Source organism: Desulfomonilaceae bacterium (genome assembly GCA_041662605.1).
Taxonomy (GTDB): Bacteria; Desulfobacterota; Desulfomonilia; order Desulfomonilales; family Desulfomonilaceae; genus CAJBEZ01.
Genome location: JBAZSD010000050.1, coordinates 1 through 11082 on the forward strand (window position 1 = coordinate 1; position 11082 = coordinate 11082).

The window sequence follows — 11082 nt, forward strand, 5'->3', positions numbered from 1 at the left end:
GCGTCAAATGGAATCGGAATCAACACGTCACCTATTCCCAGGAAACCTCCGTGAGACAGGATGGCGTATTTTAGACGCCCATCCGCTCCCACCATGAAATCGTGTATCGTGCCGAGTTTTTCCTTGTTACGATTCTCCACGGTAGTTTTCAGTAGCTCACTCACTCTCATAGGTACTTTAATTTCCATCATGTTTCCTTCTCCTCCTTCTCGCCTTTCTATAGGCGTTTAAATTGTTGTGCCCAATTATTTGCATTGGCGCCTATTACCGGATGAGGTATATAATCAATATAATCAATAGGATGGTTCCAAGGCCCACGCCGAAAATACTCATTGTAGTGTCCTCCGTCCCTTTATTTGTTATGGGCGGGAATTGATCTCGTTCCCGGCGCCCACCGTGACGCTACCGGAAACGGCTGCAGTTGCTACACACCTGGTCCACAGATCCAAAAAGCGATTCAGATTATCGATTGGTGATTCCCTATAACCCTTGTGACATATGTATGCATGTTTGGCGCCAACCAAGACCAATAGATCAGTATTTATATAAAACCTGTGATGTTAGCTAGTTAGCCACAGCGATGGAGTGTGGAAATGAGATATGAAGCGTCTAGACAGAGGCTTAACGAGAAGAACGTGTCCTAACAGCGGACTACAAAGTTCCTGATGTATGTCTTATCAAGGGGTTAGAAATTAGCCTGATGTCTTAATGTAGGTCAATCATCCTCGTCTGCGGTGCGGTTTTCGCTCATGATCCCAAAACGCTTCATGTGACGATAAAGAGAATCTCGGGCTATACCAAGCGTACGGGCTGCGGATCTTCTATTGCCTTCGCAACGTCGGAGCGCCTCCAAAATCAGGGATTTGATCACCTCATCCGTCACATCGTGAAGCGTGCGTTCTTGCGACGGGAAACCGTACACTTGAGACCAGTCCTCCGAACTTGCTTTACCGGAAGGGAGCGTCAAGCTCAATCGATGCCCGTCGGATAGCATCAATGAGCGCTCAAGCACATTACGGAACTCCCTGACATTGCCGGGCCAGTCATACCTCGTAAGCGCAATTGCGAAGGCAGGATCGATAGACGGGAGATGAGTTAGTTGAAGCTGCACCGCCAGCCTCGACATGATCTCTTCCAGGAGTACGGGGATGTCTTCGATCCTTTCACGAAGGGGTGGCACAGTTATACCGAAAACGTTAATTCTATAGAAAAGCGCGGACAGGAATCGGCCTTCCTCAACCTCCTTATCAAGACTCCTGTTCGTCGCTGCAATGATCCTGGCATTCACGGAAACGCTCTTTTCAGCGCCGACACGAAGGAATGACCTTGTGTCCAGAAACGTAAGAAGCTTGGACTGCAATGAGAGAGGAAGTTCTCCTATTTCGTTCAGAAGGAGGGTACCTCCTTCAGCCAACTCCAGGAGTCCTCGTTTACGCCTATGCGCTCCAGTGAATGCGCCACGCTCATGTCCGAAAAGCTCTGATTCCGCTAATTCTTTGGATATGGCGGCGCAATTCAGTGAAAAGTAGGGGCCGAGCGCACGTTTCGAATGGTCATGGATCCATCGCGCCAAATAGTCTTTGCCGCTTCCGCTCTCCCCCTGAAGAAGAACCGTACCGTCACTGGCGGCGGCAGAGCGGGCCTCGCACATGGTCGCCCTCATGGCTTCCGAGGGGTAGCTTTCAAAAACTGCTTTGGGGGTAGGCGATACCCTCGAGCGCTCGGTCACATCGCGAGAAATGCCGAATACGCCGATAACTTTGCCCTCAGCGTCATAAAGTGGCCTGAGGACCGTATTCAGGGTCAACGAGACGCCCTTTATTCGGATAGTGTGTTCTCTTTCGATGGACTCTCCTCCGAGTACGCGGAGATCCAGCAGTCGAAGCTGTTTCCCGATTTCTTCGCCATAGACCTCCTCTGGCTTGTGTCCAATGATTTCGGACACATCAAGTCCAAGAACTTTGGCCGTCGCAGGGTTGACTTTCGTGTATTTACGATGACTATCCATCATGAAAATCATGTCCTGGGCGCCGTCGAATAATGCCCGGAAACGTTCTTCACTGAGACGCAAAGCTACCTCAGCACGCTTCCGTTCAGTAATATCTGTAACCACAACACAAACCAACTCATCAACTGATGAGGATAGAGGGGCAAGGGCGACAAGACTCAACTGAAAGACCTTGTTCAGTTGGCAGTTTAGTGTAATCTCTTTTCTACATTTGTCTTTAATGGATTTAGTCAGAGCGGTTTCAAATGGCGCAATGTCTTCAAAATCAACAAAACCTTGAAAAGTATTGCCGAGAATCTCTTCAATAGGTAATCCGAGTATCATCGAAAATCTTTGGTTGCAGGAAAGTATGGTTCCTCGAGCATTGACTGTAAGCGCCCCTTCAGCCATTTGCTCGAAGAAAGTCCGATAGACAGCGTCAGCTCCCGTAAGAGTGTAAACGTTCGGACCATCAGGCCCAGATATGACCATAGCGTCTATGGTCCCACTGCTGATTGCATCCAAAGTGTCTTCGGCTTCTTTCAGACGACCTCGAAGCTCTTGCAATTCGGCAGTCAGATCCTCATCCATTTTGTGTTCCTCGTCCATCACTGACGTCCGATATTCTTACTTTGTCTCCAAAGCCAGCGCAACTAGCACCTTTTGCGTGTCGGAGAGGTCCCCGATAATCTTTCGCATTGGCATAGGCAGTTCCTTCACCAGTGTTGGTAGACCAATAATTTGGGCTTCCCTGAGATGGTCCGGTTGCTGGTAAACGTCTATGATCTCAATTTCGTGACGGTCCTTCAGATACTCATAGCACACTTTTTTGAGGTTTTCGATGGCACGCACTGATCTAGTGGTTTGACCGCTCACATACAGGCGCAGCACGTACTTGGCATTTCCATGTTTTAACGATTCCTCTTCAAGCCTATCCGCAGCCTCGTCTTGTCGTTCTTGATTCATGGTGGGGCCTCCTCGAGCCTTTACTTGACTGGACGCAAGTCCAACCCAACCAGAACACGCTCGGTGTTGGAAAGATCCCCTATGATCTTCCTTAAGGGAGGAGGGAGTTTTCTTACTAAGGTAGGAAGAGCAAGGATTTGATCTCCGCTGGCTAGTTGGGGCTTCTCCATTAGATCGACTACCTCTATAGAGTATTTCCCTGACAGGTGGGTCTCACATATTTTTTTCAGGTTATTAAAGGCTGTAATAGATTTATGGGTCTGTCCCGCTACGTACAAACGCAGATTCCAGACACCATCTCCAGGTTCATCTTTGCAGTCATCGTTAAGTCGCGTGTCCATTGATGGTCTCCTTTGGTAAGTATTTCGGATGCTGTCAAGAAATCACTTTATCTGCTACGAATCCGCTCCATGTCGTCGTTAACCTTTGCCCAAAGGTCTTCGCAAGAGACGGACTGCTCGGTGAGTCTCTTGATCTGTCTTTCTGATGTTTTAATTTCGGATCACAAGATAGACTTCGGGCATTCAATAAATGTCGCTTTTGCTCTAGTTCAAGCTGTTTTCGATCCATGTCCAGAATTCGCTCCAGCGCTTGGCCCCCCAACCTAAGCATCGACCAACTCAACCCCACTATCTGTTAAGCGGAACTCTCGGATTTGGTGTGAATGTTTCATCCCCCTGGATTTAGCAATATAGAATGTCCGGTTTCGCTCACCGCCGCATTCCTGTGATCTAAGCAAGAGCCATGTATCCATAATCGATGACATCCCGACTTCGGTCTGTTCCAACGCTATTCCACCATGTATTAGATCCGTGCAAAGCGCAGTGATCGAGCTAGTCTTCAGAAAATCTATCAGCCGCAACACCATCTCTTTTACTTCGGACGCGGGTCCCTGCGCGACAAAACTTGAGATAGGGTCTATTACCACGGCCGCTGGTTTGAATTCATCGATTGCCATGTGAATTATTGACAGGTGCGATTCTAACCCATATTGGGAAGGCCGCATCGAATGGAACTTTAGCAGACCATTCTCTAACCAATGATCTAGATTAATGCCTATGGACTTCATGTTTCTAACTATCTGCTTGGGCGATTCCTCAAAAGAAACAAAAAGAGTTCGTTCACCGCTACTGCATACCGAATCAATAAAATGAGAGGCAAGGCTCGTTTTTCCCGTGCCTGCGGTTCCTGAGACAAGGATTGAGCTACCCCGATAATATCCCTTGCCTCCCAGCATGGTGTCCAAAGCGCTGATTCCAGTCCCGACTCTATCTTCTGAAGCCTCATGGTTCAGACTTAAAGATGTTATTGGGACCAGCCATATTCCAGTGGGGGAAATTAAGAACGGGTACTCATCGGCCCCGTGCGTTGAGCCGCGGTACTTGACTATTCTCAATCGTCTTGTAGAAATCTGGCCCACCACCCGGTGGTCCATCAGAATTACGCAGTCAGCCACATATTCCTCTAAGCCCTGCCGGCTAAGAGTATCCTTGCCTCGTTCAGCAGTGATTATCGCGGTGAGCCCCTTGTCCTTAAGCCATCTGAAGAGCCTGCGTAGCTCAGAACGGAGGATACCTTCATTGGAAAACCCTGAAAAAAGGGCTTCAATGGTATCCAGGACTACCCGCTTTGCTCCTATTTGGTCAATTGCCGACGCCAAGCGGATGAACAGCCCATCCAGGTCGTATTCGCCTGTTTCTTCAATCTCACTTCGGTCTATCCAAACATGGTCGATTACTATTTTGTTTCGATCTATCAACCCCTGTAAATCGAATCCAGTGGAAAAAAAGTTCCTCTTTAGTTCCTCTTCAGTTTCCTCAAAAGAAATGAAAACACCGGGCTCGCCATACTCCAATGCGCCACGAACGAGAAACTCCATGCCCAATAGTGTTTTCCCGCATCCGGGAGAACCGCAAACCAATGTGGGACGCCCCTGTGGCAACCCTCCACCAGAGATCTCATCGAATCCCTGGATGCCTGTCACGCATTTCGTGAGCATTGTCATCAGCTGTCATACTCCTCGTTTCTGAGATAAACCCCACCCCATGCCATGAGATGGCCTGTTGCCACCTGTCATGGTTTCTGTCTCCACAACCTTCAGATTCAGCTGTGAGAAGTAATTTGTGAAGAATTCCAAAGAAACTCTCTTGGGCTTTATTTGTGTCTGAAATGTGGACGCCTGTTCGGATTTATGGTTCACATTTGCAACCCCATCCGACGTGGGGCATTTTATATCGAAATATGTAAGTCATAAGCTAAGCTAAGCTAAGCTAAGCTAAGCTAAGCTAAGCTAATTTTAAATTATAGAGCATAAGTTATCAACATTATAGTGTCCGGACCAAAAATTATTGGCCTAGTTCCTTTTGTTCTGATTGTTTTGGAACAAACAGCTTATGCGTTTAAGCCGGTGTCCTTTGTTTCTTGTTCAAACACATAACGCTCGAAGATCTGCGGCGCCTGGGGTGACTTCACGAAATCAAGCCATTGCTTCGCTCCTGCTGATTGGCCGCTCCCTTCACCATGTGTCTTTCTTACTCATTGTGTATAACTTCTGAGCGGGCTAGACAAAAAGTCGTTAAAACGGGGCTAGAGAATGTATCTTTGATTGATTCCTTAGAAACACTTTCTTCAATTTTATCGTAGAATAAGCTTTAACTCCTTTTTTCCGATTATGTCATCTATCGTGGAGCCTTCCAATGCCTATCTGTAACGGTCAAATCGTGTAGTGGTTCTGGAGATTGGAAAATTCCGAGGTAGCTTAACGGTCTCAAGCGGTCATGATACCAGAATATAATCCCTAATATATCTGATAGTAAACTCAATATATTTATATTAGATATTAATATGTTTATATAACATGTTTATAAATAATAGTAACATATTTAGTGTTTCACTGTCACTACTAAACAGTAGGAGAAAATCCTTATGGAGAAAGAAGGTATTGCAGATGAAACGCATCAAACAACTTATAATCGCAGCCGACGCCCTTCTGAAAACGAATGTTGATGTTGATTCCTTCACGAGATGGGAAAGGAGTTCTCTGTTAGCTCTTGTCGCTCTGTTGGGGACTTTACATTACTACACCGAGAATTTTGGGAGATTTACGAAGGAAAAGAACCGAAGGGGCCTGCTGGCTGGAACTGGGATTCTAACAGCGGTCGAGGAACAATTCGCTTAGAATCTGTTTGGGAACATCCGGTTCAAAACCTTTATGAATAAATTTATCCCATCTGTTTGTATCCATTATTCATTCTCGCGTTCCCTCTCAATTTCCTCCCGGTTCCTTTTGCTTTGGAGAGCGTCCACTTCTTCCTTGCCCCGTGATCCTGCCTTCCAATTGCTCAAGATAGTACGTGCTAACACTATGAAACCGGCCACCCCCGCCACAAGCACGACGACAATTATGATGATGTTGTAATCCATATCAAATGTCCTATTGTTAAAAGCATTTCAATAACAGACAGTAAACTCCATGAAAGACGCACCAGCGCCATTGACGTTGACCCTGAAGTGTAATTCTCGCCGAATAGTCTTCTTAAGCCTACGGATCAAGGATTTACGGGTTCGGGGCAGCGGCTTTTGAAACCACCGCCGGTTTTTTATTTCCTGCCTTATGAGAAAGACTCCAAGAATCAGTCACCATAAAATCCAGGAGTGAGATAACACCGCCATTTGTACCCATTCCAGACACAAGTCTTGTTTCCATTTTGATATGTTTGATAGTAACCCCCCCCTCCATAGTAACCAGGGCCATACCCCCCGCCATAACCACGGTGACCTCCATCATGGTAACCACGGTGACCTCCGCCACGGCCATGTCCACCCCGTTCGGCGTCTGCGGAAGCCACCATTAAGGCAAAAACTGATAAGAACAGAATTAAAAGATACGGTATTCTTTTCATTATGGCCTCTCTTGTGAAAACATGGAGATTTTAACCCTTGCCACACATGGTGCACATTCGGCGCCAACTGGGCCAAGCGGATCCATGTTCTAAAAAAACCTTGGCTAATCATGAGATTAGGTTTAGTGGCTGAATTTGGTGTGAGTTACGAAGCGTTCACAACAGAAGCTGAACGGGGAAAACCTGCCTTAAAAACGGCCCAACAAATTCCTGATGTGTGTTTTATCAATAGGTTAAGGATACCGCTAGTGTCTTAATGTCGTTCGTTAGTATTAATTTTTCGTCTGATTTTCGCCCTCAATTTAGATCCGCTTTGCTTACAATGGTCCCTTTCGAAAAAAATTGCCGCTGTCTTCTGTTTGGGTAAGGAGAGGAGTGGCTAACACGACAGACAGTGACCGTTCTCGCACAAGGAGACATTGCCATTCTTAGAAGTCTTTTAACGGAAGAAAATGATTTCTTTAAGCTTGAATACAAGATAAAATGAGAACATCATTCAGAACGGACTTTAGGAGCTACAATGAACAAACCTGATCCTGACATAAAAACGATTGCTAAAGTTATGGCTGATGTACTCTCAGAGAATAAAAAAAAGGTACTCCATCGGACTGATTTAATAGAGTTTCTTAGGGAGGAGTTTGGTGGAAAATTCGTATACACCAATGAACACGGCCATCCCGCGATTGATGAAAAACTACTTGAAGAATTTGCAAAGCAGTCACCAACATTAGTTTATTCAAGAAGCGAAGAATGCTGGAGACAAAGAAAAGAGGGTGACGGGGATAACCGCGGGGTATGACGAATCCCTTTAAAAAGTAGAACCGTCTTTGGGGGGATAAAAGACGGTTCTGGGGTCTCCAAGGCGAAGAAGCCGGAAATCTACGGAGGTTTATTGACGTGAGAGTCCTTATGATTACGTCTGAAGTGACGCCATTTGCGCAAACTGGTGGGTTGGGCGAGGTCCTATCCTCTCTACCGGTTGAATTGGCTTCTTTGGGAGTTGAGATTGACGTCCTGATGCCCAAATATCGGGGTATAAATGCAGAAAAATTTGATATCACAAAACTTGATATCACTCTTGAAATAACCCTGAACGCCAAAAAAATCACAGCCGGCCTCTGGCGGTTTGTTGGGAAAAATGGAGTTCGCTACCTTTTTCTTGAATGCGACGATTATTATGACAGGGAGTATCTTTACGGAACCCCTGAAGGTGATTATAAGGATAATTCCGAGAGATTTGTTTTTCTATCCAGAGCCGCTCTTCAATTAGCTCTATATCAGGGACAACCTTACGATGTGTTCCATTCACATGATTGGCAGGCTGCGTTAACGGCTGTTTATCTTAGAACCCTTTATGCTGGGGAGTCGTTGTTCAGAGACAGCTCAGCAATAATGACTATTCACAATCTTGGTTATCAGGGGATATTCGGACATCTTGATATGACGCTCGTAGGATTGGGTTGGGAATTTTTTACCCCAAAACATATGGAATTTCACGGAAACCTTAACTTTTTGAAAAGTGGGATTGTTTTCGCCGATGAAGTGAGCACCGTTTCTCCTGGATATCGTGACGAAATTCTTACACCGGAGTTTGGTTTTGGTTTGGAAGGAATACTACAGGACAAAGGAGACCACCTAACCGGGATTCTAAATGGAGTTGATTATTCTATATGGAACCCGCAAACCGATCCTTATGTGGCGACCAGGTATTCTCAGGAAAACATGCAAGGAAAACCTATCTGTAAAGCCAAGTTGCAAGAACTTGCAAAACTGCCATTAGACCCTGGAACGCCATTGATAGCAATGGTGAGCCGTCTATCGAGTCAAAAGGGTGTAGACATATTTGCAGAAGCGTTTGACGGGTTTATGCGGAATGACGTTCAAATGGTAGCGCTTGGAACAGGAGAGGCTCGATATCAAGACATATTGGTAGAATTGGCTGAAAAATACCCTAATCGTGTAGGAGTATTTCTAAGGTACGATTATGTGTTGGCTCACAGGATATTTGCCGGCGCAGACATTTTGCTCGTACCTTCCAGATACGAACCTTGTGGCTTGAACCAGCTCTACGCTTTGAAATATGGAGCGGCGCCTGTAGTAACAGCTACAGGTGGGCTCACCGATACGATTGATGAATGTGATGTCGATGCGGATATCGGAACCGGGTTCAAATTTTTTCCTCTAAACCGAGTCGAACTAGAAAAAGCCGTCTCAAAGGCTATCAGGATTTATAAAGATCGACCCGATGCCTGGAAAAGGCTCATGAAAAGAGGAATGAACAAGGATTTTTCCTGGCGTCGGTCTGCAGGAGAATATCTTCTCCTCTACGACAGGGCTATTGCAGACAGACGCGCCTATCTTAAATCAATTGAAAAAGCTTAAGAGATAAGTTCTTGTCTAACCATTGAAATTCGCTCACTTAGATGGCATTTCAACTGAAAACACCGAACGCTTACTCGTTAGAGCATTGGTGTGGCGCCCCAAGAAAAAAAGCCCTAGCGAATGACGCTAAGGCAGGTGAGCAAAATATTCTTCATGCCGGGCTTAGACCAAGCGGTATTTTATCTAATAACACGACTTATGGTAGGTAGTTGATTTACTGCGCTTAGTAGTTCGTTTACTCCGCTCAGTAGTTGATTTACTCGACTTACTGGATACCTTAGGACATTCCTTTCCCATTGCATTTTGAGCTTCTACTTGGGTATTGAATGGACCTGCTATGGTCGCAGATGTTTTTTCTTGCGCTTTGATCACCTTGCAAACACCGTTTCCGTCCTTGATTACGAAGTAGCTATCTCCAGCGGCGAAAGCAACTATAGTTGTCAGGACAAAAATTATGGCTGTGAAAAAACCTATTAAGCGTCTGACTCTCATGGTAACCTCCGATTGAATCACATTTTGCTAATCGAAACATCAACCCGGCACAGAAAAAGGCAATTTGACGGCGGACTGTTATTTTTGTAACTAAATGCAACTGGGGTCGGCCGGAGCTACCATCTGCCTGGGCGCTCATCCAATTCCTCAACCGGCTCACGTTTGAGCCCATATTTCTCCTGTAACTTGCCTTTCAGTCGCTTCCAATTTCCTTCAATCTGATCCCAGTTCACGTTCTTCTGCCTTGTTGTCGACTAATCTACGTGATTTTATCCATTGCCCAGGTCAAATGCGGCCCAGCAACAGGAACGCCATCACGACGCGGTACCGGCGCCCGTCATCCTCTTGGGGGATGGTTCTACCGGATTGGGCCACCCGGCGTTTGAGGCGCGCCTAGCCTAAAGGACCCCGCCTCCTCCACCAATATCCACCGCCACCGCCCAAGAGTAAAATCACTAAAATGACTATGATGATTGTTGTCGAATCCATATCATCACTCCCTTTCCATGGTTGGATTTGAAACTCGCTGATATGCCCGAAATGAGCCTATCCGCCATTTTCAGAATTTGTTTATGCATCTTCTCGTAGGCTGTTCGCCACAGTGTGTCGTCTAATTCGCCGTTCTGTTCTGAGGGTGGACGAGGGCCGCTCCCTAGGGCAACCCTGTCACCCGCGGTGTTGCCGTTACTTATAATACATGTCGATTTTCTTCAGCGAATCTGGGGATGTGACCTTGGGCCAATCCTTAGGGTCGAAATTCGGGGCCTTTTCCAGAGCCCCTTTATCGATATTAATGACTAGGGTAGTCTTTTCCTTTCCCAGTTTCAAAGCTCTCCATGGAATGGCGATTAATTTCTCGCCAATCCCTAGTATGCCTCCATGGGACAAAATGGCGTATTTCAAGGCGCCGCCTGGATCGATCAGGAGATCATCGATCTTCCCAAGTTTTTCCCCTTGCGGGTTGGTGACTGTCATTCCCGTTATCTGGCTGGACCTCTGCCATCCCTCCAGGGGAGTAGTGGCCGTTTCAGCCCAGACTTGGCCCGCAAGTAGAATGCAAATTATTGCCGCATACAACCCAAAACCGTTCTTTTTCATAACAATCTCCTTTTTCAATGAGTCAATATTAACGTTTTTAGCGTCTGGATAAATGGGGCTACCATTTGCTCAGATGCTCATCCAGCTCCTTCTCCGCTTCCTCACGCTTGAGCCCGTATTTCTCTTGTAACTTACCAAGTAAATGATCTCGCTTCCCGGCAACGACTTCCAGATCGTTGTCCGTGAGTTTGCCCCACTTCTCTCTGAACTTGCCTTGCAGTTGCTTCCAATTTCCCTCAATCTGATCCCAGTTCA

13 protein-coding genes are annotated in these 11082 nt (G+C 46.3%); 3 read left to right on the forward strand and 10 right to left on the reverse strand.

Annotated elements, in window-relative coordinates; genetic code table 11:
- The 5 genes from WC647_19750 to kaiC all read right to left on the reverse strand — a co-directional run.
- Window positions 1-191: PRC-barrel domain-containing protein (locus WC647_19750; protein MFA6224539.1), on the reverse strand; the 191-nt coding region annotated here is incomplete at its 3' end.
- Between the two features lie 524 nt (window positions 192-715).
- Window positions 716-2596 carry a sigma 54-interacting transcriptional regulator gene (locus tag WC647_19755; protein MFA6224540.1) on the reverse strand — a complete coding sequence of 627 codons (1881 nt, stop codon included), beginning with the start codon at window positions 2594-2596 and terminating at the stop codon, window positions 716-718.
- An 18-nt stretch (window positions 2597-2614) separates the two neighbouring features.
- On the reverse strand, window positions 2615-2953 hold the full coding sequence (locus WC647_19760) for a circadian clock KaiB family protein (GenBank protein ID MFA6224541.1): 339 nt from the start codon (window positions 2951-2953) through the stop codon (window positions 2615-2617).
- A gap of 20 nt (window positions 2954-2973) precedes the next feature.
- On the reverse strand, window positions 2974-3294 hold the full coding sequence (locus WC647_19765; protein MFA6224542.1) for a circadian clock KaiB family protein: 321 nt from the start codon (window positions 3292-3294) through the stop codon (window positions 2974-2976).
- Window positions 3295-3557: 263 nt separating this feature from the next.
- Window positions 3558-4958: a circadian clock protein KaiC gene (gene kaiC / locus WC647_19770; protein ID MFA6224543.1), complete on the reverse strand. Its 1401-nt coding sequence runs from the start codon at window positions 4956-4958 to the stop codon at window positions 3558-3560.
- 942 nt (window positions 4959-5900) lie between these two features.
- Here kaiC and WC647_19775 point away from each other — a divergent pair.
- The gene (locus WC647_19775) at window positions 5901-6131 is read left to right on the forward strand and encodes a hypothetical protein (GenBank protein MFA6224544.1); all 231 of its coding nucleotides are present in this window, start codon (window positions 5901-5903) and stop codon (window positions 6129-6131) included.
- Between the two features lie 65 nt (window positions 6132-6196).
- Here WC647_19775 and WC647_19780 read toward each other — a convergent pair whose 3' ends face one another.
- A complete protein-coding gene (locus WC647_19780; GenBank protein ID MFA6224545.1) occupies window positions 6197-6376 on the reverse strand; it encodes a hypothetical protein in 180 nt (59 codons plus the stop codon).
- A 133-nt stretch (window positions 6377-6509) separates the two neighbouring features.
- Window positions 6510-6770: a hypothetical protein gene (locus WC647_19785; protein ID MFA6224546.1), complete on the reverse strand. Its 261-nt coding sequence runs from the start codon at window positions 6768-6770 to the stop codon at window positions 6510-6512.
- Between the two features lie 605 nt (window positions 6771-7375).
- Between WC647_19785 and WC647_19790 the strand changes: the two genes are divergently transcribed.
- Window positions 7376-7654, forward strand: a complete 279-nt coding sequence (locus WC647_19790) for a hypothetical protein (protein ID MFA6224547.1) — start codon at window positions 7376-7378, stop codon at window positions 7652-7654.
- A 98-nt stretch (window positions 7655-7752) separates the two neighbouring features.
- Window positions 7753-9237 (forward strand): glycogen synthase GlgA, encoded by a 1485-nt coding sequence (gene glgA, locus WC647_19795; GenBank protein ID MFA6224548.1) that lies wholly within the window; start codon window positions 7753-7755, stop codon window positions 9235-9237.
- Window positions 9238-9420: 183 nt separating this feature from the next.
- On the opposite strand, the gene WC647_19800 is transcribed toward glgA, so the two are convergent.
- The 3 genes from WC647_19800 to WC647_19810 all read right to left on the reverse strand — a co-directional run.
- Entirely contained in the window at window positions 9421-9729 is a 309-nt protein-coding gene (locus WC647_19800; protein ID MFA6224549.1) for a hypothetical protein, read from the reverse strand.
- A 684-nt stretch (window positions 9730-10413) separates the two neighbouring features.
- Window positions 10414-10827 carry a PRC-barrel domain-containing protein gene (locus WC647_19805; protein MFA6224550.1) on the reverse strand — a complete coding sequence of 138 codons (414 nt, stop codon included), beginning with the start codon at window positions 10825-10827 and terminating at the stop codon, window positions 10414-10416.
- Between the two features lie 58 nt (window positions 10828-10885).
- A partial coding sequence (locus tag WC647_19810) for a CsbD family protein (protein ID MFA6224551.1) occupies window positions 10886-11082 on the reverse strand: 197 nt, incomplete at its 5' end.

Bases quoted from the DNA above. Each gene is read 5' to 3' on its own strand.
- WC647_19790 (MFA6224547.1), top strand. From the start codon at position 7,376: ATGAACAAACCTGATCCTGACATAAAAACGATTGCTAAAGTTATGGCT.
- WC647_19785 (MFA6224546.1), bottom strand. From the start codon at position 6,770: ATGGCCGTGGCGGAGGTCACCGTGGTTACCATGATGGAGGTCACCGTG.
- WC647_19760 (MFA6224541.1), bottom strand. From the start codon at position 2,953: ATGAATCAAGAACGACAAGACGAGGCTGCGGATAGGCTTGAAGAGGAA.
- WC647_19765 (MFA6224542.1), bottom strand. From the start codon at position 3,294: ATGGACACGCGACTTAACGATGACTGCAAAGATGAACCTGGAGATGGT.
- WC647_19775 (MFA6224544.1), top strand. From the start codon at position 5,901: ATGAAACGCATCAAACAACTTATAATCGCAGCCGACGCCCTTCTGAAA.
- WC647_19805 (MFA6224550.1), bottom strand. From the start codon at position 10,827: ATGAAAAAGAACGGTTTTGGGTTGTATGCGGCAATAATTTGCATTCTA.
- kaiC (MFA6224543.1), bottom strand. From the start codon at position 4,958: ATGACAATGCTCACGAAATGCGTGACAGGCATCCAGGGATTCGATGAG.
- WC647_19800 (MFA6224549.1), bottom strand. From the start codon at position 9,729: ATGAGAGTCAGACGCTTAATAGGTTTTTTCACAGCCATAATTTTTGTC.
- WC647_19780 (MFA6224545.1), bottom strand. From the start codon at position 6,376: ATGGATTACAACATCATCATAATTGTCGTCGTGCTTGTGGCGGGGGTG.
- WC647_19755 (MFA6224540.1), bottom strand. From the start codon at position 2,596: ATGGACGAGGAACACAAAATGGATGAGGATCTGACTGCCGAATTGCAA.